This is a genomic window from Microbacterium sp. 77mftsu3.1, from assembly GCF_900100525.1.
Taxonomy (GTDB): domain Bacteria; phylum Actinomycetota; class Actinomycetes; order Actinomycetales; family Microbacteriaceae; genus Microbacterium; species Microbacterium aquilitoris.
This window is the reverse complement of record NZ_FNCR01000005.1, coordinates 191207-210945: the sequence shown is the minus strand read 5'-3', so window position 1 is coordinate 210945 and position 19739 is coordinate 191207. Positions and strand designations below refer to the sequence as shown.

Here is a 19739-nt window from a genome sequence, read left to right as displayed (position 1 = left end):
ATGCTCCGGCGTCACACCGCTCACCTGCACCCGAGCCCAGATTCGGGTCCGACCCGGGGTTTCCCGCCTGCGGCGAGGTTGTGCGAAATCTACCACCGCCCCCACTCCGCGCGGGGCGGAATGTGAAAACAGTGGAGTGTGTGGTATCAGGGTCGCCGAGTGGAAGGCTCGCGGCGCCGTGTGTAGGTCAGGCTCACCTAACCCGATTTTCTTCACCTGACCGGGGAGAAAAGGCGGAACTTAGGCTGTCCGAACCGCGGGGGTCAGCGCGTACTCTCGAGCCACGACCACTGAAGGAGGCTCTCATGAGCACCACTCTCGACGACCTGCCCCGCGTGTCCGAGTGCAATGCCCTCGGCTGCTCGTACAACGACCACTCGCACTGCCACGCCGCCGCGGTGACCATCGGTGGGACGCCCGGTGACGCCGAGTGCGCCACGTTCATCCCCCTCGGCACGAAGGGCGGCCTCGACAAGGTCGTCAGTCACGTCGGCGCCTGCCAGCGCGCCGAGTGCGTCTTCAACTCGTCGCTCGAGTGCACCGCCGCGACGGTGCGCGTGGGACCCGGAGCGGAGTCGGCCGACTGCCTCACGTACCAGGCCGCCTGACACCCGCCCTCGCGCGCGCCTACTTCGCGGTCCAAGCGGCGGGCGGCGCGCTCTGGTGGGTCGCCGTCTTCACGGTCCCCGTCGTCCGTGAAGCCACGCTGGGGAGCATCGATCCCTTCGTGATGGCGAGCCTCGACATCCCTCTCTTCGTGATCGCCTCGGCGCTCGCGGCGACGGGGATCCGCGCCGCAGCCGTCATCGCCACGGGCTGGACGCTGCTCGTCACCGTCTTCCTCGCGCTCTTCGCGGTGGCGACGACGGAGGCGGGATGGGGTGCCGTCCTCATGACCGCGGCGGCCGCGGCATCCGTTCTCGCCGCCACCGTCATCGTGCACGGGTCCCTTCCCACGCACTGGCTCATGGTGGGGCCCTTCCGGATCCGCCCTGCGTCGCCGGGAGCGGCGGTGCGTAGCCATGTCGGAGCGACGGCTCTTCAGATCGTCGTGTTCTGGGGCCTGGCGCTCGGAGTCGTTCCTGCGGTCATCGTCTGGGTCGAGACGAGATGGATGCTGCACGTGCCGGTACCTGCCGGGGCGCGTGGCGCCGGTGTCGCCCTGTTCATCGTTGCGAGTGCCGTCGGGTTGTGGTCCGGCGCCGTGATGTCGACGCAGGGTGAGGGCACGCCGCTGCCGATCGCGACGGCGCGGCGCCTCGTGATCCGCGGCCCCTACCGTTTCGTCCGCAACCCGATGGCGGTCGCGGGCATCGCACAGGGCGTCGCGGTCGGGATGATGCTCTCGTCGTGGCTGGTGGTTCTCTACGCCGCCTGCGGCTCCGTCGTGTGGAACGCGGCGATCCGCCCGCACGAGGAGCGCGACCTCGAGGCGCGGTTCGGAGATGAGTTTCTGCGGTACCGGGAGCGGGTGCGGTGCTGGGTGCCGCGTCTGACGCCCGTCGCGGTCGATCAGCCCGCGGCTTCTCCGGCGGGAGCCTCGGCCGAGTAGACCTCGACGGCGTCGTCGGCCAGCACGAACTGCAGGCGGGTGCCGATGGCGAACTTCTCGCGCAGGGCGGCCGGCGTGGTGCTCGACACCACCAGGCTCGATGCCGGCGCGAAGGGCTCTGCTGCGCAGCTCGTGTACCAGGCTCCCGACCACCCGTCCTCGGGGGAGGCGCTCCAGGCTTCGTCCGGCAGGATCTGCAGGCACCGCGCCTTGACGCCGTCGCCGGTGTCGTAGTGGGCGACGATCGGTGTCATGCCCGCGAGTGCGCGGTAGATGCGGCCGTCCTCGGGTGGAGCGCTCAGGACCTCGGGCCAGGCCCGTTCCGCGTCGAGGGGGAGCGACGTGACGTGGGTGACCTCGACGTCGGCAGGGCTCGTGGCCCCCGCCGTCAGGGTGGGGGAGCTCGCCGCCGCGGTGATGCCGACCGAGAGGGTGGCGACCGCCGCGAGGGATCCCGCCCACGCGAGGCCCGCCAGCAGGCGTCGCCGACGCGCGTCGGCGCCGGTGGTCGCTCGTGCAGCGCGGAGGTCGGCGGCCACGGCGGCCGGTACCGTCGGCGCGGGAGGCGCCGGCGGTCGGGGTGTCTGCTGTTGGGGTGTCTGCTGTCGGGGCGCGTCTGGAACTCCGTCGACCACGGGCGGGCGGTGTCTCTCGTCGCGGGCGCGCGTCTCGAGCTCGGCGAGCCGGCGTCGCGCGGGGGGATCGTCGTCCAGGCCGCCGCCGGGCCCGTACGCTCTGGCCTGCAGCGCGCGCAGCTCTGCGCTCAGGCCGTCGTCCATCAGAGCCCGAGAGTCTCGGGGGCGATGGATCCCGCCTCGGCCTCGACCTCGGCCAGCGACTTGGTCTGCAGGAAGGTGCACAGCATCGACACCATCGCGAGCTCGCCCGAGAGCTCCAGTGTGCGACTGGCGTTGAGCTTGAGGTCCAGCTCGCGCGCCTCGAAGGTGATGCCCCAGTGGATCGAACCGAGAGGCTCGGGCTGGATGTAGGTGAGCGTCATCGAGTCGAGGAGGTTGAGCGCGATGAGGCCCGTGTCGAGCCCGTCGGTCCCGTCCTGCGGGATGACCTTGACCCGGTCGCTGATGGGATACCCCAGCGCGGCGAACTCCCCGAGCCAACGCTCGAGCATCTCCTTGCTGTGGAACGGCATGAGCAGTCTCCTGGAGGAACGCCGGATGGGACGCGACCATTATCACCCGTGCGACCTGCGAAGGGCATCCCGCCTAGGCTCGACGGATGGCCATCGGATCCACGATGCACACGTTCACCGTGCACCTCGCCGACGTCGATCGCGGCGTCTACGACGAACTGTCGCTGCGCATCGCGCGGCATCCGTCCGAGACGGCGGCGAACGTCCTCCTCCGCGTGCTCGCGTACGCCCTCGAGTATGAAGACGGGATCGCCTTCAGCGAGGGCATCTCGGCGACCGCCGAGCCGGCGGTCCTGATCCGCGATGCGACGGGTCGGATGACGGCCTGGATCGATGTCGGTGCTCCGGATGCCGCGCGTCTGCACTCGGCCAGTAAGGCGGCCGACCGGGTCGCGGTGTACACCCACCGCGAGCCGAACCGTCTGGCGCAGGCGTGGGCGGGCAAGACGATCCACCGCGCGGCCGACATCCCGGTCTACAGCTTCGATCGCGACTTCGTGGACGATGCCGCTTCCGCTCTGGAGCGGCGCAGCACACTCACCGTGTCGGTCACCGAGCGGCAGCTCTATCTCGACGTCAACGGCCGGTCCACCTCGTCGGCCATCGCGGAGCAGCGGGTCGGCTGACGCGACCGGCGCACGCTGTCAACCCCGATGGGGGAGGTTTCGCGCCGCTCGTAGTGTGCCGACGGAGGTTCCCATGCCACGTCGTGCGCGTGCGGCCGCGGCCGCATCTCTCATCGTCGGATTCGTTCTGGCCGGCTGCGGGGTCCGCCCCGCCGATGCCGACAGCACCCTCGAACGCATTTCGGAGGGCGGTGTCTTGCGGGCGGGAGTGACCGCGAATCCGCCCTGGACCGAGCTCGGAAACGAGCCGTCGGGCACGGAGGTCGCGCTGGTCGAGGCGTACGCGGCCGGGCACGGCGCCGAGGTCCGCTGGCGCGAGGGGGCGGAGGAGGTCCTCGTCGACGCGCTGCACGCGGGTGAGCTCGACATCGTCGTCGGCGGCCTCACCGACACGACCCCGTGGGCCGACGAGGCCGCCGTGACCGACGTGTACCGCGAAGAGACGAGCGCGTCGGGCGAGACCGAGAAGCACGTCATGCTCGCTCGTGCGGGCGAGAACGGGTTCCTCATGGATCTCGAGGTCTTCCTGCGCGAGGAGGGCCGGGAATGACGCAGACGGCTTTGCAACGGGGACTCGACGACGCCGGCCGGAAGGCGCTCCGCCGAGCCGTGCGGATGGAGTGGGCGACGATCGCCTTCCTCGCTGTCACCATCCCGGTCGTCGGCATCGTCACCGGCAGTTCGCAGGCGATGCGGGCGGCCTGGGTCGAGGACATGCTTTCGCTCGCACCGCCGATCGCGTTTCTCGTGGCGGTACGGGTGATGTCGCGCGCAGCGAATCCGAGGTACCCGTACGGCTATTTCCGGTCCGTCGGCATTGCGCACCTCGTGGCGGGTGTCGCTTTGTTCACCATGGGGGCCTTCCTGCTCGTCGAATCGGCGCTCACCCTCGTCCGCGGCGAGCGTCCGCCCATCGGCTCGGTCGAGGTCTTCGGGCAGTCGGTGTGGCTCGGGTGGTTCATGATGGCCGTCATGGCGGCGACTATTCCGTTGCCGATCTGGTTCGGGCGCGTGAAGATGCGTCTCGCCCGCCAGCTGCACAACAAGGTCCTCTACGCCGACGCGGACATGAACAAGGCCGACTGGATGACAGCGGTCGGCTCGATCGTGGGAGTCGGCGGCATCGGGCTCGGGCTCTGGTGGGCGGATGCCGCGGCGGCCGTCTTCATCGCCGGCAGCATCCTGTGGGACGGGGTGAAGAACACGAAGGCCGCGATCACGGACCTGATGGACACCCGGGCTACGACCTTCGACGACGCGAAGCCGCATCCCGACATCGATCGGATCCACGATCATCTCTCCTCGTTGCACTGGGTCGACGAGGTGCGCACCCGCACCCGTGACCAGGGCCAGTTCTTCCACGTCGAGGCTTTCGTCAAGCCGCGAAGGGGTCGCCTCCCACGCCTCGGCGAGCTCGAGCGCGCCCAGACGGAATGCCGGTCCTTGGACTGGAAGATGCACGACGTCGTCATCATCCCGGTGCAGGAGTTCCCCGAGACGGCGTCCGCGCGATCGGGCGAAAGCTAGGTCCGAGCCTGTGCAGCCCCTGGCAGTCCCGTGGGGATCGCCGATGCATGCCGCAACGGCGATGCGCCTCCCCGTAGCGTGGCCCTCACGTGGTCGGCATCCGCTGATCGTTTCTCCCTCCGCCCCGGCGGACACCCGATCTCGAGCAGGTGCTTTCATCGCTTCAACCGTCACCGAGTCGCGTCTCGGTCCCGTCCGCCAGACATACGCCGGAACAGCGGAGTTCCCCCCGATGGCGAAAGCGTTCACCGACGTCTCGCGCATCGTGCGCGAAACGGGGTTGCTGCACCGGACCCACGCCTTCTACGTCATGGTCGGCATCGCGCTGACGCTCGCCTTCGGCGGAGCAGTGACGGGATTCATCCTGCTCGGTGACAGCTGGTTCCAGCTGCTTATCGCCGGGGCCCTCGGCATCATCTTCACTCAGGTGGCCTTCCTCGCCCACGAGGCGGCGCACCGGCAGATCCTGAGCTCCGGTCCCGCCAACGATCGCCTCGCGCGCATCCTCGCGGCCGGTGTCGTCGGCATCAGCTACGCCTGGTGGACCGGCAAGCACACGCGTCACCACGCGAACCCGAACCGCGTCGGCAAGGACCCCGACATCGAGATCGACACGCTCTCGTTCATCGAGGCGGATGCCGCATCGGCTCGCGGCCTGCGCCGCGCGATCACGAAGCGTCAGGGCTGGCTGTTCTTCCCCCTCCTCACCCTCGAGGGCCTCAACCTGCACTTCCTCGGCCTGAAGTTCCTCTTCACCGAGAAGGACGTGAAGGCGCGCTGGCTGGAGATCGGCATGATCGTCCTGCGTCTGGCCGTCGTCCTCGTCCCGGTGTTCCTGCTCCTGCCCCTCGGCATGGCGTTCGCCTTCGTCGGTGTGCAGCTCGCCGTCTTCGGCGTGTACATGGGCGCGTCGTTCGCCCCGAACCACAAGGGGATGCCGGTCATCGCCCCCGACGCGAAGCTCGACTTCTTCAGCAAGCAGGTGCGCACCTCCCGCAACATCCGCGGCGGCTGGTGGGCCACCTGGCTCATGGGCGGTCTGAACTACCAGGTGGAGCACCACCTGTTCCCGAACATGCCCCGCCCGCACCTGTCGAAGGCTCGCGAGATCGTGCGCGAGCACTGCGCGACCCTCGGGGTTCCGTACACGGAGACGAGCCTCGGCCGGTCGTACGCGATCGTCATCGACTACCTGAACCGCGTGGGCCTCGCCGCCCGCGACCCGTTCGATTGCCCGATGACGGCGGAGTTCCGCCGGGGCTGAGCCTCAGACGGGACCCGCGTCAGCGGGAAGAGCGCCGAGGAACGGTTCGGGATCGAGCCGCTTCCTCGGCGCTTCGTCGATTCTGGCGCGGAGGTCGGCGTCGACACTCCCGACGTAGAGCCAGCCCATCAACAGTTCGTGGTCGGCGAGACCGTGGAGCGCGCGCACCTCGGGGGAGTTGACCGCGAGGCCCGTTCGCCACATGACGCCCCATCCGGCCCGCCAGAGCGCGAGCTCGAGCAGGTGCGCGGCGCCCGCGGCGGTGGCGTGCTGCTCCCAGACGGGCACGGCCGGGTGCGCCTTCGGGCTCGCGACGACCGCGATCAGCAGGTCGGCGCGGAACGGCTTCATGTTCCGATCCCCGGGCTCACGGGTGGTGCCGGCGGCGGCGTCGAGCGCGTCGCCGAGGCGGGCGCGGTCATCGCCGCGCAGCGCGAGCAGGCGCCAGGGGCGGAGGGCCTTGTGGTCCGCGACGGGGGTGACGGCGGCGAGCAGCTCGCGCAGCTCGTCGTCGGTCGGAGCACCCGGCCCCACTTTCGCGAGCGACCGCCGCGTCGCCATCGCCTCGAGGACCGGATCGTCGAACGTCGCCATCCCTCCATCCTCGTCGCTTCCGAGGCGGGTGTCGCCGAGGCGGGGTAGCGTCCCCGTCATGACCTGGCCCGCCCATCACCTCTCCCGCACGATCGAGCGCCCACCGCGCGAGGTGATCGCGTTCGCCGGTGACCCCGCGAACCTGCCGCGGTGGGCGGCGGGGCTGAGCTCCGGCATCCGGAACGATGGCGGCCACTGGCTCGCGGACTCGCCCCTGGGGGACATCGAGGTCGCGTTCGTCGGGCCGGTCGAGGCGGGCGTGCTCGATCACGACGTCCGTCTTCCGGACGGCACGGTCGTGCACAACCCGCTGCGGGTGCTGCGCAACGACGCCGGCAGCGAGGTGGTCTTCACGCTGTTCCGCCGTGACGGCGTCACGGATGCGGAGTTCGCTGAGGATGCCGCGGCGATCGAGGCCGACCTCGAGACGCTCCGGGCGGTGATGGAGAGCTGACCGGGCCTTCCCGTGCCGCGGCCTCGGTGGTAGCGTTCGACTGAGTTATCGATCGATAACTGAAGCACTCTCCCGGAGGAGCCGTCGACGATGACAGCCCCCACGACGTATCCCGACCTGGTCGCCGAGCTCGAGCGGCGTCGCGCCGAGGCCGCTCGCGGCGGTCCCGAGCGGGCGCGCGAGCGGCACACCGCCCGCGGCAAGCTGCTCGCCCGCGACCGCATCGACACCCTGCTCGACGTCGGCAGCCCCTTCCTGGAGGTCGGTGCGCTCGCCGGTCTCGACCTGTACGACGACGAATGCCCCTCCGGAGGCGTCGTCGCCGGCGTCGGACTGATCCACGGCCGGCACATCATGGTTGTCGCGAACGACGCGACGGTGAAGGGCGGCACGTACTACCCGATCACCGTCAAGAAGCACCTGCGAGCACAGGAGATCGCCGCCGAGAACCGCCTGCCGTGCGTCTACCTCGTCGACTCCGGTGGCGCGTTCCTGCCCATGCAGGACGAGGTGTTCCCCGACCGCGACCACTTCGGGCGCATCTTCTACAACCAGGCGCGGATGTCGCGGGACGGCATCCCGCAGATCGCGGCGGTCCTCGGGTCGTCCACCGCCGGCGGCGCCTACGTGCCGGCGATGAGCGACGAGACGGTCATCGTCCGGAACCAGGGGACGATCTTCCTCGGCGGACCGCCGCTCGTGAAGGCCGCAACCGGCGAGGTCGTGTCGGCGGAGGATCTCGGCGGCGGCGACCTCCACACGAAGGTCTCGGGCGTCACCGACCACCTCGCCGAGAACGATGAGCACGCGCTGCAGATCGTCCGTGACATCGTCGCGACGATCCCCGCCCCGGCACCGCTGCGCGAGCAGCCCGAGCCCGTGGTCCCTCCCGCCGCCGATCCAGCCACCCTCGTCGACGTCGTGCCGGTCGAACTCACCACGCCGTACGACGCCCACGAGATCGTCCACCGCCTCATCGACGGCGGTACGTGGCACGAGTTCAAGCGCGAGTACGGCGAAACCCTCGTCACCGGCTTCGCCCGCCTGCACGGACACCGTGTCGGCATCCTCGCGAACAACGGTGTCCTCTTCGGGGAGTCGGCGCTGAAGGGCGCCCACTTCATCGAGCTGTGCGACCAGCGCGGTATCCCGCTCGTGTTCCTGCAGAACATCACCGGGTTCATGGTCGGCCGCGAGTACGAATCGGCCGGCATCGCCAAGCACGGCGCGAAGATGGTGAACGCCGTCGCGTGCGCGTCGGTGCCCAAGCTCACCGTCGTCGTCGGCGGCTCGTTCGGCGCCGGCACCTATTCGATGTGCGGCCGCGCCTACTCGCCGCGGTTCCTGTGGCTCTGGCCCGGTGCGCGGGTGTCGGTCATGGGCGGGCCGCAGGCGGCATCCGTCCTCTCGACCGTCCGCCGCGAGCAGATCGAGGCGCGCGGCGAGGAGTGGTCGGCGGAGGACGAGGCGGCGTTCCAGGCGCCGATCCGTGCGCAGTACGAGGAGCAGGGGAGCCCGTACTACTCGACGGCCCGCCTGTGGGACGACGGCATCCTGGCCCCCGCCGAGACCCGCGACGCGCTCGGTCTCGCCCTCGACGTCTGCCTCCAAGCCCCCTTCGACGCGCCGGGCTACGGCGTCTTCCGGATGTGATGCGCATGTTCTCGACAGTCCTCATCGCGAACCGTGGCGAGATCGCGTGCCGCGTCATCCGCACGCTGCGGGAGCTCGGCGTCCGCTCGGTCGCGGTCTACAGCGACGCGGATGCCGGTGCCCGCCACGTCGCGCTCGCCGACGAGGCCGTGCGACTCGGGCCCGCGCCCGCCGCGCAGAGCTACCTCGACGTCGACGCGGTGATCGCCGCGGCCCGCGCCACGGGGGCGGAGGCGATCCACCCCGGGTACGGGTTCCTCTCCGAGAACACCGCGTTCGCCGCGGCGTGCGAGCAGGCGGGGATCGTCTTCATCGGGCCGAGCGCCGACGCCATCCGCACGATGGGCGACAAGATCGCCGCGAAGCACGCCGTCGACGCCCGCGGCGTGCCGACCGTTCCCGGTGTCGCTCGCGCCGGCATGACCGACGACGAGCTGATCGCGGCCGCTCCCGAGGTGGGCTATCCGCTGCTGATCAAGCCTTCCGCGGGCGGTGGCGGCAAGGGCATGCACGTCGTGACGGATGCCGGGGGCCTTCCCGCGGCGCTCGCCGCGGCGCGACGCGAGGCGGGCGCGAGCTTCGGCGACGACACGCTGTTCCTCGAGCGCTACGTCGACACCCCGCGGCACATCGAGGTGCAGGTCCTCGCCGACGCCCAGGGGACCGTCGTGCACCTGGGGGAGCGGGAGTGCTCGCTGCAGCGCCGCCACCAGAAGGTGATCGAGGAGGCGCCGTCGCCGCTTCTCGACGAGACGACTCGGGCCCGCATCGGGCAGGCGGCGTGCGAGACGGCGCGGAGTGTCGACTACCGGGGCGCGGGGACGGTCGAGTTCATCGTCGCCGCCGACCGCCCCGACGAGTTCTTCTTCATGGAGATGAACACCCGCCTGCAGGTGGAGCACCCCGTCACCGAGGAAATCACCGGTGTCGACCTCGTCGCCGCGCAGTTGCGGATCGCGGCGGGGGAGCCGCTCGGCTTCGGGCAGGACGACGTGACACTCACGGGTCACAGCATCGAGGCGCGCGTCTACGCCGAGGATCCGGCCGCCGGCTTCCTGCCGACGGGTGGGCAGGTGGTGGCCGTGCGACACCCGGCGGGCCCCGGCATCCGGGTCGACAGCGCGCTCGCCGACGGACTCGACGTCTCGGTCGACTACGACCCCATGCTCGCGAAGGTCATCGCGACGGGCGCCACCCGTGACGAGGCGCGGCGCCGGCTCGTCGCGGCGCTGGGCGACACGGCCGTGCTCGGCTTCGAGACGAACGTGCCGTTCCTCCGGGCGCTGCTCGAGCTGCCCGCCGTCGCCGCCGGCGACCTCGACACAGGGCTCATCGCGCGGGAGCTCGACGGGCTCCTCGCCTCGGACGATCCCGCCGACGTGCTCACCGAGGCGGCGCTGCTGATCGATGCCGCGGCGCCGCGCGCCGGCGATCCGTGGCGGCGCGCGGACGGCTGGCGCCTGGGCTCGCCCGCACCGCGACGGTACCGGCTCGCGTCCGGCGGCGAGGAGCGGATCGTGGAGCTGGTCGGCGACGGGGTGATCGTCGACGGCGCGGCGGTCGCGGCATCCGTCCATCCCATCGGCGACCGGGTCGTCGTGCGCATCGGGGATCGGAGCGTCTCGCTCGTCGCGGCGGTCGACGGCGACGTCGTCTGGCTCTCGGCGGGCGGACGCGCGCACGAGGTGCGGCGCGTGCGGCTCGACCATCGCCGCGACGCGGATGCGTCGGCCGTGCCCGAACTCGTCTCGCCCATGCCCGGGGTGGTCGTGATGACCTCGGTCGCCGACGGGGCAGAGGTCGCCGCCGGCGACGCGGTGGTGGTCGTCGAAGCGATGAAGATGGAACATGTGGTGAGAGCGGAGATCGCGGGCACCGTGGCGTTGCGCGTCTCGACCGGCGACAGCGTCGGCCGCGGGCAGACCCTGGCCGTCGTGACCCCGACCCCGGAGGAGGACGCATGAGCGAGGAGACCCCGCGGCGCATCGTGCAGCGCGGACTGTACTTCGACGAGCTCGAGGAGGGCGCCGTCTACGTCCACAGCCCCGGCCGCACCGTGACCGAGGCCGACAACGTGCTGTTCACGACCCTCACCATGAACACGCAGTCGCTGCACCTGGATGCCGCGTGGTCGGAGCAGACCGAGTTCGGCGACCGGCTGGTCAACAGCATGTTCACCCTCTCGACCCTCGTCGGGCTGTCGGTCGCGCAGCTCACGCAGGGGACGATCGTCGCGAACCTCGGGTTCTCGGAGGTGAACTTCCCGGCGCCCGTCCGCCACGGCGACACGCTCTACGCCGAGACCGTCGTCGCCTCGAAGCGGGAGTCGCGCTCGCGGCCGGGCCAGGGCGTCGTCGAGTTCGTGCACACGATGCGCAACCAGCACGACCAGGTCGTCGCGACCGCGCGTCGATCGACCCTGATGCGGATGTCGCCGGGGACGCCCGCATGAGCCTCGGTCCTGCGCTGCTGTTCTGTCCCGCCGACCGGCCCGAACGGTACGCGAAGGCGCTCGCCGCCGCCGATGCCGTGATCCTCGACCTCGAGGACGCCGTCGCGCCGGCCGATAAAGCCAGTGCCCGCGAGGCGCTCGTGGCGGTGGACGTCGACGCCGCGCGCGTGATCGTGCGCGTGAACCCTTCCCCGACCCCGGAGCTGGCGCACGACCTCGACGCGCTGCGCGGCACTCCGTTCCGGCGGCTGATGCTCGCGAAGGCCGAGGAGACCGCCGAGGTCGACGCGCTCGACGGGTACCGCGTCATCGCCCTGTGCGAGACGCCGCGCGGGGTCGAGAACGCGGGCGCGCTCGCGCGGCATCCGCTCGTCGACGGACTCATGTGGGGGGCTGAAGACCTCGTCGCGGGGATCGGCGGGCGCTCCAGCCGCACGGGCGACGGCCGGTACCGCGACGTCGCGCGGTACGCCCGTTCGCGCGTGCTGATCGCAGCGGCCGCCGCCGGGATCGATGCCATCGACGCGGTCCACCTCGACATCGCCGACACCGCCGGGCTCGAGGACGAGGCGCGGGATGCCGCGGCCTCGGGGTTCGCGGCGACCGCCTGCATCCATCCGTCCCAGGTCGAGGTCATCCGGCGTGCCTACGCGGCGACCCCCGACGAGCTCGAGTGGGCCGAGGCGGTGCTCGACGAGGCGACGCGGCAGCCCGGGGTGTTCCGGTTCCGCGGACGGATGATCGACGAGCCGGTGCTGCGGCAGGCGCGTCGGGCGCTGTCGCGATGACCACCTGGCGGGCCACGCAGAAGGCGAACCGCCGCGCGGAGCTCATGACCTCGGCCGCGCGGCTGTTCGCCGAGCGCGGGTTCGCGGCGGTGTCGACCGGCGACCTCGGCGACGCCGTCGGTATGAGCGGGCCGGCCCTCTACCGCCACTTCGCGAGCAAGGAGGCGCTCCTGTGCGACCTGCTGCTCGATGCGAGTGAACGACTGCTCGAGGGCGGTCGCGCGCTGACGGCCTCGGGAGGTGCGGCGCGCGAGGTCTTCGAGGCGCTCATCGCCTTCCACCTCGACTTCGCCACGAGCGACGCGGACGTCATCCGGGTCCAGGATCGCGAGCTCGCGAACCTGCCGGTGGACGTCAACCAGCGGGTGCGGCGGCTGCAGCGCGAGTATGTCCAGGAGTGGGATCGCCCGCTCGCCGCGCTCCGGCCGGACCTCGACGACGCCGAGCGCGAGACCAGGCTGCTCGCCGCGTTCGGGCTGTTGAACTCGACCCCGCACTCGGCCGCGCCGAGCGGTGAGCGGGCGGGCGGCATCCTGGCCGGAATGGCCCGTCGCGCGCTGCTCGACGACTGACGCGGGCGGCGATGACAGGATGAGGGGATGCCGCACACCATCGTCCTCACCGGTGCCGGATCGGGCATCGGACGGCTCCTCGCCGATCGTCTGACCGAGCGCGGAGACCGGCTCGTCCTCGTCGCGCGCGATGCCTCGCGGGCCGCCGACCTGCAGTCCCGGCACCCGGGCGCCGGCGCGATCGTCGTCGACCTCGCGCGGCCCGAATCGCTCGCGGCGGCGGTCGCGGCATCCGATCTCCCCGATCGGATCGACGCGATCGTGCACGCGGCGGGCATCGTCGACCTCGGGCACGTCGCCGACCTCACGGTGCAGTCGTGGCAGGACCAGCTCGCCGTCAACCTCGTCGCCCCCGCCGAACTCACGCGACTGCTGCTGCCGCGCGTGCGCGCGGCGCGCGGGCAGGTGCTGTTCGTGAACTCCGGCGCCGGGCTCGCGGCCCACCCGCAGTGGGCGGCATACGCCGCGTCCAAGCACGGGCTCAAGGCGCTCGCCGACGCGCTCCGCGGCGAAGAGGCGGAGCACGGCGTGCGCGTCACCACCGTCTACCCCGGTCGGACGGCTACGCCGATGCAGGCGCAGGTCCACGCGCAGGAGGGCAGGGATTACGACGCGGATGCCTGGATCCAGCCGGCATCCGTCGTCACCGCCGTCCTCACCGCCCTCGACCTGCCCCGCGACGCCGTCATCACCGACCTGTCGGTCAAGCCCGGCCCGCGCTGACGATGCTTCGGGCGGCGACCGTCGAGGATGCCGCGGCGATCGCCGCGATCCATGTCGCCTCGCGCGCCGCGTACTACGGCGAGCACCTCGATCCGGCGGACGCGGCGCGCGATCGCGAGCCGATGTGGCGCCGACTCGTCGCTGAGGACGGGCGGGTCACCGTCGTCGCCGAGGACGAAGGGCTGACGGGGTTCCTGCACGTGCGGCTCGGGGAGACCCTCGAACTGGTGAGCCTGTACGTCCTGCCGGAGCTGTTCGGTCGCGGGGTCGGGTCGGCCCTCCACGAGCGATTCGACGAGATCCGCGACGGTCGCCCGGCCGAGCTCGAGGTCTGGGACGGCAACGCGCGCGCCAAGGCCTTCTACGCCGCGCGCGGCTGGCGGGCGACCGACCGCACGCGCGACGGCGTCACTGGCATCCCGTTCGTCACCTGGCGGCTCGGCGGCTGACGCGCCGGCCCCGGAGACGAGACCCGGACGACGTTCCGTATTCAGTCCGAGACGCAAGCTGCGGGCGACCCCGCGCCGTCGTTCCGGGAGTCCGGAGCCCGCAGCACCACTCGGGACTGAGTATCGAACGGGCTCCGCCCGGCAGGCCGGTGATGTGCCGAGTGCAGGTCGAGTGCCCGATCCGGGTGGGGCGGTGACGCCTCCGCGGCCTCTCGTCCTGTGCTCGTCACGCGCGGCGAGAACCGGCGGGTCAGGAGACCGGCTGCGGGTTCGCCAGAACGCCTTCGAAGACGGCCTCGGCGGCGCCGATGAGCAGGCGGTGCTCGGCCAGGGCGGCCGGCAGGATCTGCAGATCCTCGCCGCAGGCCGGCATCGCCTGAGCGCGGACGGCGTGCAGGAGCGCATCGACGTCGAGGTCCGCGAGCACCGCGAGGAACCCGCCCAGCACGATCGCCGAGGGGTTCAGGACGTTGACCGCGTTCGCCAGCGCGGTGGCGAGGATGCGGCGCTGCCGATCGACCTCTCCCGCGACCGACGGGGTGTCGATCCGCGCCGCGAGAGCCTCGCCGAGGTCGCGGTCGTCGCCGCGGCCGAGGCCCACGACCGACAGGAGGCGTGCGCGGCTGACCTCGTCCTCAAGCACCCCGTCGCGGGCGCGGCGGTCGGCGAGGGTCGCGATGCCGGGGCGGTTCTGTCCGATCTCGCCGGCGTAGCCGCCGGCGCCGACCACCGGCATCCCGTTCACGATGATCCCGCCGCCGATGCCGCTCGCACCGCCGTTGAGGTAGAACGCGTGGTCGATGCCGCGCGCGGCGCCGAACAGATGCTCGGCGATGGTGCCGAGGGTCGCATCGTTGCCGACGACGACCGGGATGCCGGTGGCCGCCGCGACGAGGTCCCGGAGCGGCACGTCGACCCAGCCCAGGTGGGGTGCGTCGCGGACGAGCCCGTCCTCGATGCGGACGAGCCCCGGGACGGCGAGGCCGACGCCCAGGATGCGGGAGCCCGCGAGCTCGCCGCGGCGCCAGGTCGCGACCTGCTCCGCGACGAGGTCGGCGGTCGCCTGCGGGGTGAGGAGGTGGTCCTGCGGCAGGACGACGACGGCGCGGATGTCGCGGTCGAGGCCGACGGCGGCGATCTCGAGCGCATCGACCTCGGGGTTGACGGCGATCGCGACGACGGCGGGGTCCACCGCGACGACGGGGGAGGGCCGGCCGACCCGGCGCGACGGGTCGGGAGCGCGCTCGGCGACGAGGCCGAAGGACACGAGCGAGCCGACGAGATCGGCGACGGTCGACCGGTTGAGCCCGGTCGACTCGGTGAGGGCGGCGCGCGACTGCGGGCCCTCGCGGTGCACGATGCGGAGGATGCTGCCCAGGTTCGCGCGCCGCACGGATTCGACGGTTCGCCCCTGATCGGTCACGAACCCCACGATAGCCACCGGAAGGGGTTTGTCGCGGCGGCGCGCCTGGTATACGTTGCTGACAACAACATTTTGTCCGGCTCGCGAAGGAGCGTCATGGTCACCCCCACCCCCGCAGACAAGTTCAGCTTCGGCCTGTGGACCGTCGGCTACAACGGCACCGACCCGTTCGGCGGCCCGACCCGTCACCCGCTCGACGTCGTCCACGCGGTCGAGAAGCTCGCCGAGCTCGGCGCGTACGGTCTCACCTTCCACGACGACGACCTGTTCGCCTTCGGATCGAGCGACGCCGAGCGCCAGCGTGAGATCGACCGCCTCAAGGGCGCCCTCGACTCGACCGGCATGATCGTCCCGATGGTTACGACCAACCTCTTCAGCGCCCCGGTCTTCAAGGACGGCGGCTTCACCGCGAACGACCGCGACGTGCGCCGGTTCGCGCTGCGCAAGGTCTTCCGGCAGCTCGACCTCGGTGCCGAGCTCGGCGCCAAGACGTTCGTCATGTGGGGCGGCCGCGAGGGCGCGGAGTACGACTCCGCCAAGGACGTCCGTCAGGCGCTCGAGCGCTACCGCGAGGCCGTCAACCTCCTCGGCGACTACGTCACCGACAGGGGCTACGACATCCGCTTCGCGATCGAGCCGAAGCCGAACGAGCCGCGCGGCGACATCCTGCTGCCCACGCTCGGTCACGCGATCGCGTTCATCGACTCGCTCGAGCGTTCCGAGCTGTTCGGCGTGAACCCCGAGGTCGGCCACGAGCAGATGGCGGGGCTCAACTTCACCGCCGGCATCGCCCAGGCGCTGTACCACGGCAAGCTCTTCCACATCGACCTCAACGGCCAGCGCGGCATCAAGTACGACCAGGACCTCGTGTTCGGCCACGGCGACCTGCACAACGCGTTCTCGCTCGTCGACCTGCTCGAGAACGGCGGCCCCGGCGGCGTCCCGGCCTACGACGGCCCGCGTCACTTCGACTACAAGCCGAGCCGCACCGAGGACGAGACCGGCGTCTGGGAGTCGGCTGCCGCCAACATGCGCACCTACCTCCTCCTCAAGGAGCGCGCGCAGGCGTTCCGCGCCGACCCCGAGGTTCAGGAGGCGCTCGCCGCCGCGAAGGTCGACGACCTGTCGACCCCGACGCTGAACCCGGGCGAGAGCTACGACGACTTCCTCGCCGACCGCTCGGCCTACGAGGACTTCGACCCGAGCGTCTACCTCGGCGGCAAGGGCGCCGGCTTCGTCCGCCTGCAGCAGCTGGCGACCGAGCACCTGCTGGGCGCGCGCTGACGTGACCCTCGTGATGGGCGTCGACTCGTCGACGCAATCCTGCAAGGTCGTCATCGTCGACGTCACGACCGGAGCGATCGTCCGCTCCGGTCGTGCGTCGCACCCCGACGGCACCTCCGTCGATCCCGAGGCGTGGTGGTCGGCGCTGCAGAGCGCGATCGCGGATGCCGGGGGCCTCGACGACATCGCGGCGTGGTCGATCGGGGGCCAGCAGCACGGCATGGTCGCGCTCGACGCATCGGGCGCGGTGGTGCGCGACGCGCTGCTGTGGAACGACACGCGCTCGGGGCAGGCGGCATCCGATCTCACGATCGAGTTCGGCGCCGACGAGCTCGCCCAGCGCACGGGGCTCGTGCCGGTCGCGTCCTTCACGATCACCAAGCTGCGATGGCTGCGCGACGCGGAGCCCGACAACGCCGCCCGGGTGGCCGCGGTCGCGCTGCCGCACGACTGGCTGACGTGGCGCCTGCGCGGCTACGGCCCGGGGAACCCGGCGCTCGACGAGCTCGTCACCGACCGCTCCGACGCGTCCGGTACCGGCTACTGGGACCCCGCGTCGGGTGGGTACGATCGCGAGCTGCTGGCCGCGGCGCTCGGCCACGACGCGATCCTGCCGCGGGTGCTCGGTCCCCTCGAGTGGGTGACGGATCCGGGCGGACGTCGCGTCGGCCCCGGCGCCGGTGACAACGCGGGGGCCGCCCTCGGGGTCGGGGCGACGGCGGGCGACGTCGTCGTGTCGATCGGCACGTCGGGCACGGTCTTCGCCGTCAGCGGCACAAGGACGATCGATCCGACCGGCACGGCGGCGGGCTTCGCGGACGCCACGGGACGGTTCCTGCCGCTCGTTGCGACCCTCAACGCCGCGCGGGTGCTCGATGCGACCGCGCGTCTGCTGGGGGTGGACCACGACGGTCTCACCGAGCTCGCCGCGGCGGCCGAACCCGGCGCCGGCGGCGTCGTGCTCGTGCCCTGGTTCGAGGGGGAGCGCACGCCCAACCTGCCGACCGCGCGCGCGTCGATCGACGGGCTCTCGCTGGTCAACACGACGCGGGAGAACCTCGCCCGCGCCGCGATCGAGGGCATGCTCGCGGGGCTCGCGACCGGTCTCGATGCGATCCGGGGTCTCGGAGTCACCGCCGAGCGCGTGCTGCTCGTCGGCGGTGCGGCGCGGAACGCGGCGGTCGCCGCGGTCGCCGCGCAGGTGTTCGACGTCCCGGTGGCGGTCCCCGCACCGGGTGAGTACGTCGCGCAGGGCGCCGCGCGGCAGGCGGCGGCGGTGCTGACCGGTGCGTGGCCGGACTGGGCCGTCGAGATGGACCGGGAGGCGGCATCCGACCCCCGTCCGGAGGTCCGCGAGCGCTACGACACCGTGGCCGCACGGCGGGCGGAGGAGGCCCGGTGACCCGTCGCGCGCTCATCGTCCGCGGCGGGTGGGACGGGCACCACCCGATCGCCGCGACGGACATGTTCGTCCCGTTCCTCGAGCAGAACGGCTTCGAGGTCGCGATCGAGGAGACGAACGAGGTCTACGCCGACGCCGAACGGATGGCGGGGGTCGATCTCGTCGTGCAGGCGGTGACGATGTCGTCCATTTCGGACGACGCGCTCCGGGGGCTCCGAGCGGCCGTCGAGGCGGGGACGGGGCTGGCCGGCTGGCACGGCGGCATCGCGGATTCGTATCGCAGCAGCTCCGACTACCTGCAGCTCGTCGGAGGCCAGTTCGCGACCCATCCGGGGCGTCACCCCGACGACCGCCCGGGCGACGAGCGCGACAACTACCTCGATCACACGGTCGGGATCACCGAGCTGGGCCGCGGCCACGAGATCACGGCCGGCATCGACGACTTCACGCTGCACACCGAGCAGTACTGGGTGCTCCACGACGACCTGATCGACGTCCTCGCGACGACGACGCATCCGACGCAGGAGTACCACCCCTGGCACCGGCCGGTCGTGAGTCCCGCCGTCTGGACCCGGCTATGGGGCAGGGGTCGCGTCTTCGTCGCGACGCCCGGCCACACGCCCGAGATCCTCGCCGATCAGAACGTCCGCACCATCGTCGAAAGGGGACTGCTGTGGGCAGCCCGCACGCCGTAGGGATCGTCGGTCTCGGCGTCATTTCGACTCAGTACCTGGACCTTTTCGCACAGAGTCCCTCGATCCGGATCGCCGCGGTGGCCGACCTGCGGCCGGACCGTACGGCGGAGGTCGCCGCGGGCATCCCGGGCGCGCGGGCGCTGACGGTCGACGAGATGATGGCCGACCCCGAGGTGCAGACGGTCCTCAACCTCACCGTCCCCGCCGCGCACGCGGAGGTCGCGCACGCCGCGATCGCCGCCGGCAAGTCGGTCCACGGCGAGAAGCCGCTGGCGCTGACGGTCGCCGAGGGACGTGCGGTGATGGATGCCGCCGCCGCGGCCGGCGTGCACGTCTCGGCGGCGCCCGACACGGTGCTCGGCACCGGCATCCAGACCGCTCGTCGCCTCGTCGACGACGGGGCGATCGGGCGGCCGGTCGCGGCGAGCGCGACGTGGGTGTCGCCGGGTCACGAGCTGTGGCATCCGGCTCCCGGGTTCTATTACGCACCCGGCGGGGGACCGCTGTTCGACATGGGGCCGTACTACCTGACGAGCCTCGTCCACCTGCTGGGGCCGGTCGTCGCCGTCACCGGGGCCGCTCGCCGGGCTCGTGCGGAGCGCACGATCGCCACGGGCCCGCACGCCGGCGAGCGGATCGAGGTCGAGGTCGACACGCACGTGAGCGGGCTGCTCGAGCACGCGGGCGGGGCGGTGTCGACCGTCGTCACGAGCTTCGACGCCGTCCGGACGGCCGCCCCGCCGATCGAGGTGCACGGTGAGCGGGGGTCGCTGTCGGTGCCCGATCCGAACATGTTCGACGGCGAGGTCCGCCTCGCGGCGCTCGGTGAGGACGGTTGGCGGTCGGTCCCGGCGTCGGCCGGCTACGAGGGCTCCGGTCGGGGCATCGGGTTGATCGACGCCGTCGCCTCCGGCGGGGCGGGTCGAGCCGGCGGAGCGCTCGCGCTGCACGTGCTCGACGTCATGGAGAGTCTCCTCCGCTCCTCCGCAGAGGGGCGACGGCTCGAGGTCGGCACGACGGTGGAGCGGCCGACCCTCGTCCCACTCACCGCTGCCGTGGACTGGACGCGCATCGCCGGCTGATCACCGCTCTGCGCCCTGACGACGCCGCCCCGCCTTCCGGCCGGGGCGG

Annotated in this window: 22 protein-coding genes; 18 read left to right on the top strand and 4 right to left on the bottom strand. The window is 71.8% G+C overall.

Annotation, left to right across the window (positions count from 1 at the left end; all coding sequences use genetic code 11):
• Window positions 1-305 precede the first annotated feature (305 nt).
• On the top strand, window positions 306-608 hold the full coding sequence (locus BLR68_RS13895) for a DUF1540 domain-containing protein (protein WP_018185675.1): 303 nt from the start codon (window positions 306-308) through the stop codon (window positions 606-608).
• Between the two features lie 122 nt (window positions 609-730).
• Complete coding sequence (locus BLR68_RS13890; RefSeq protein ID WP_018185673.1) at window positions 731-1552, top strand: methyltransferase family protein; 822 nt, start codon at window positions 731-733, stop codon at window positions 1550-1552.
• Here BLR68_RS13890 and BLR68_RS13885 read toward each other — a convergent pair.
• Both BLR68_RS13885 and BLR68_RS13880 read right to left on the bottom strand, forming a co-directional pair.
• Window positions 1513-2331 carry a hypothetical protein gene (locus BLR68_RS13885; protein ID WP_026302763.1) on the bottom strand — a complete coding sequence of 273 codons (819 nt, stop codon included), beginning with the start codon at window positions 2329-2331 and terminating at the stop codon, window positions 1513-1515. The two genes, BLR68_RS13890 and BLR68_RS13885, sit on opposite strands and share 40 nt — an antisense overlap.
• Window positions 2331-2702, bottom strand: a complete 372-nt coding sequence (locus BLR68_RS13880) for a hypothetical protein (RefSeq protein ID WP_018185672.1) — start codon at window positions 2700-2702, stop codon at window positions 2331-2333. Before BLR68_RS13880 ends, BLR68_RS13885 begins: the two co-directional genes overlap by 1 nt.
• 86 nt (window positions 2703-2788) lie before the next feature.
• On the opposite strand from BLR68_RS13880, the gene BLR68_RS13875 reads away from it, so the two are divergent.
• The 4 genes from BLR68_RS13875 to BLR68_RS13860 all read left to right on the top strand — a co-directional run bounded on the left by BLR68_RS13875 (window position 2789) and on the right by BLR68_RS13860 (window position 6119).
• Window positions 2789-3328, top strand: a complete 540-nt coding sequence (locus BLR68_RS13875) for a YaeQ family protein (protein WP_018185671.1) — start codon at window positions 2789-2791, stop codon at window positions 3326-3328.
• Window positions 3329-3401: 73 nt separating this feature from the next.
• Complete coding sequence (locus BLR68_RS13870; RefSeq protein ID WP_018185670.1) at window positions 3402-3878, top strand: transporter substrate-binding domain-containing protein; 477 nt, start codon at window positions 3402-3404, stop codon at window positions 3876-3878.
• On the top strand, window positions 3875-4855 hold the full coding sequence (locus BLR68_RS13865) for a cation diffusion facilitator family transporter (RefSeq protein WP_018185669.1): 981 nt from the start codon (window positions 3875-3877) through the stop codon (window positions 4853-4855). Before BLR68_RS13870 ends, BLR68_RS13865 begins: the two co-directional genes overlap by 4 nt.
• A gap of 61 nt (window positions 4856-4916) precedes the next feature.
• Window positions 4917-6119 (top strand): fatty acid desaturase family protein, encoded by a 1203-nt coding sequence (locus tag BLR68_RS13860; RefSeq protein ID WP_018185668.1) that lies wholly within the window; start codon window positions 4917-4919, stop codon window positions 6117-6119.
• Window positions 6120-6122: 3 nt separating this feature from the next.
• Here the strand turns inward: BLR68_RS13860 and BLR68_RS13855 are convergent, their stop codons facing one another.
• Complete coding sequence (locus tag BLR68_RS13855; RefSeq protein ID WP_018185667.1) at window positions 6123-6713, bottom strand: nitroreductase family protein; 591 nt, start codon at window positions 6711-6713, stop codon at window positions 6123-6125.
• A 58-nt stretch (window positions 6714-6771) separates the two neighbouring features.
• Here BLR68_RS13855 and BLR68_RS13850 point away from each other — a divergent pair, with 58 nt between their 5' ends.
• From BLR68_RS13850 to BLR68_RS13815, 8 genes are all read left to right on the top strand, one after another.
• On the top strand, window positions 6772-7167 hold the full coding sequence (locus BLR68_RS13850; protein WP_018185666.1) for an SRPBCC family protein: 396 nt from the start codon (window positions 6772-6774) through the stop codon (window positions 7165-7167).
• 90 nt (window positions 7168-7257) lie between these two features.
• Window positions 7258-8820: a carboxyl transferase domain-containing protein gene (locus tag BLR68_RS13845; RefSeq protein ID WP_018185665.1), complete on the top strand. Its 1563-nt coding sequence runs from the start codon at window positions 7258-7260 to the stop codon at window positions 8818-8820.
• Window positions 8820-10784 carry an acetyl/propionyl/methylcrotonyl-CoA carboxylase subunit alpha gene (locus BLR68_RS13840; RefSeq protein ID WP_018185664.1) on the top strand — a complete coding sequence of 655 codons (1965 nt, stop codon included), beginning with the start codon at window positions 8820-8822 and terminating at the stop codon, window positions 10782-10784. Before BLR68_RS13845 ends, BLR68_RS13840 begins: the two co-directional genes overlap by 1 nt.
• Complete coding sequence (locus BLR68_RS13835) at window positions 10781-11272, top strand: MaoC family dehydratase (protein ID WP_018185663.1); 492 nt, start codon at window positions 10781-10783, stop codon at window positions 11270-11272. Before BLR68_RS13840 ends, BLR68_RS13835 begins: the two co-directional genes overlap by 4 nt.
• Window positions 11269-12060, top strand: coding sequence for an HpcH/HpaI aldolase/citrate lyase family protein (locus BLR68_RS13830; RefSeq protein ID WP_018185662.1), 792 nt, complete (start codon window positions 11269-11271; stop codon window positions 12058-12060). The genes BLR68_RS13835 and BLR68_RS13830 overlap by 4 nt, the downstream gene beginning before the upstream one ends.
• The gene (locus tag BLR68_RS13825; RefSeq protein WP_018185661.1) at window positions 12057-12632 is read left to right on the top strand and encodes a TetR/AcrR family transcriptional regulator; all 576 of its coding nucleotides are present in this window, start codon (window positions 12057-12059) and stop codon (window positions 12630-12632) included. The genes BLR68_RS13830 and BLR68_RS13825 overlap by 4 nt, the downstream gene beginning before the upstream one ends.
• Before the next feature lie 27 nt (window positions 12633-12659).
• Complete coding sequence (locus tag BLR68_RS13820) at window positions 12660-13355, top strand: SDR family oxidoreductase (protein ID WP_018185660.1); 696 nt, start codon at window positions 12660-12662, stop codon at window positions 13353-13355.
• A 2-nt stretch (window positions 13356-13357) separates the two neighbouring features.
• Window positions 13358-13804 (top strand): GNAT family N-acetyltransferase, encoded by a 447-nt coding sequence (locus tag BLR68_RS13815; RefSeq protein ID WP_018185659.1) that lies wholly within the window; start codon window positions 13358-13360, stop codon window positions 13802-13804.
• Window positions 13805-14054: 250 nt separating this feature from the next.
• On the opposite strand, the gene BLR68_RS13810 is transcribed toward BLR68_RS13815, so the two are convergent.
• Entirely contained in the window at window positions 14055-15236 is a 1182-nt protein-coding gene (locus tag BLR68_RS13810; protein ID WP_018185658.1) for an ROK family transcriptional regulator, read from the bottom strand.
• A gap of 87 nt (window positions 15237-15323) precedes the next feature.
• On the opposite strand from BLR68_RS13810, the gene xylA reads away from it, so the two are divergent.
• Genes xylA through BLR68_RS13790 form a run of 4 tightly spaced genes read left to right on the top strand, consistent with a single transcriptional unit; the run spans window position 15324 to window position 19690 of the window.
• Window positions 15324-16511, top strand: a complete 1188-nt coding sequence (gene xylA, locus BLR68_RS13805; RefSeq protein ID WP_018185657.1) for a xylose isomerase — start codon at window positions 15324-15326, stop codon at window positions 16509-16511.
• A gap of 1 nt (window position 16512) precedes the next feature.
• Window positions 16513-17913 (top strand): FGGY family carbohydrate kinase, encoded by a 1401-nt coding sequence (locus BLR68_RS13800; protein ID WP_026302761.1) that lies wholly within the window; start codon window positions 16513-16515, stop codon window positions 17911-17913.
• On the top strand, window positions 17910-18608 hold the full coding sequence (locus BLR68_RS13795; protein ID WP_018185655.1) for a ThuA domain-containing protein: 699 nt from the start codon (window positions 17910-17912) through the stop codon (window positions 18606-18608). The genes BLR68_RS13800 and BLR68_RS13795 overlap by 4 nt, the downstream gene beginning before the upstream one ends.
• Window positions 18587-19690: a Gfo/Idh/MocA family protein gene (locus tag BLR68_RS13790; protein ID WP_018185654.1), complete on the top strand. Its 1104-nt coding sequence runs from the start codon at window positions 18587-18589 to the stop codon at window positions 19688-19690. The genes BLR68_RS13795 and BLR68_RS13790 overlap by 22 nt, the downstream gene beginning before the upstream one ends.
• The last annotated feature ends 49 nt before the right edge of the window (window positions 19691-19739 follow it).

Bases quoted from the DNA above. Each gene is read 5' to 3' on its own strand.
- BLR68_RS13895 (WP_018185675.1), top strand. From the start codon at position 306: ATGAGCACCACTCTCGACGACCTGCCCCGCGTGTCCGAGTGCAATGCC.
- BLR68_RS13890 (WP_018185673.1), top strand. From the start codon at position 731: ATGGCGAGCCTCGACATCCCTCTCTTCGTGATCGCCTCGGCGCTCGCG.
- BLR68_RS13885 (WP_026302763.1), bottom strand. From the start codon at position 2,331: ATGGACGACGGCCTGAGCGCAGAGCTGCGCGCGCTGCAGGCCAGAGCG.
- BLR68_RS13880 (WP_018185672.1), bottom strand. From the start codon at position 2,702: ATGCCGTTCCACAGCAAGGAGATGCTCGAGCGTTGGCTCGGGGAGTTC.
- BLR68_RS13875 (WP_018185671.1), top strand. From the start codon at position 2,789: ATGGCCATCGGATCCACGATGCACACGTTCACCGTGCACCTCGCCGAC.
- BLR68_RS13870 (WP_018185670.1), top strand. From the start codon at position 3,402: ATGCCACGTCGTGCGCGTGCGGCCGCGGCCGCATCTCTCATCGTCGGA.
- BLR68_RS13865 (WP_018185669.1), top strand. From the start codon at position 3,875: ATGACGCAGACGGCTTTGCAACGGGGACTCGACGACGCCGGCCGGAAG.
- BLR68_RS13860 (WP_018185668.1), top strand. From the start codon at position 4,917: ATGCGCCTCCCCGTAGCGTGGCCCTCACGTGGTCGGCATCCGCTGATC.
- BLR68_RS13855 (WP_018185667.1), bottom strand. From the start codon at position 6,713: ATGGCGACGTTCGACGATCCGGTCCTCGAGGCGATGGCGACGCGGCGG.
- BLR68_RS13850 (WP_018185666.1), top strand. From the start codon at position 6,772: ATGACCTGGCCCGCCCATCACCTCTCCCGCACGATCGAGCGCCCACCG.
- BLR68_RS13845 (WP_018185665.1), top strand. From the start codon at position 7,258: ATGACAGCCCCCACGACGTATCCCGACCTGGTCGCCGAGCTCGAGCGG.
- BLR68_RS13840 (WP_018185664.1), top strand. From the start codon at position 8,820: ATGCGCATGTTCTCGACAGTCCTCATCGCGAACCGTGGCGAGATCGCG.
- BLR68_RS13835 (WP_018185663.1), top strand. From the start codon at position 10,781: ATGAGCGAGGAGACCCCGCGGCGCATCGTGCAGCGCGGACTGTACTTC.
- BLR68_RS13830 (WP_018185662.1), top strand. From the start codon at position 11,269: ATGAGCCTCGGTCCTGCGCTGCTGTTCTGTCCCGCCGACCGGCCCGAA.
- BLR68_RS13825 (WP_018185661.1), top strand. From the start codon at position 12,057: ATGACCACCTGGCGGGCCACGCAGAAGGCGAACCGCCGCGCGGAGCTC.
- BLR68_RS13820 (WP_018185660.1), top strand. From the start codon at position 12,660: ATGCCGCACACCATCGTCCTCACCGGTGCCGGATCGGGCATCGGACGG.
- BLR68_RS13815 (WP_018185659.1), top strand. From the start codon at position 13,358: ATGCTTCGGGCGGCGACCGTCGAGGATGCCGCGGCGATCGCCGCGATC.
- xylA (WP_018185657.1), top strand. From the start codon at position 15,324: ATGGTCACCCCCACCCCCGCAGACAAGTTCAGCTTCGGCCTGTGGACC.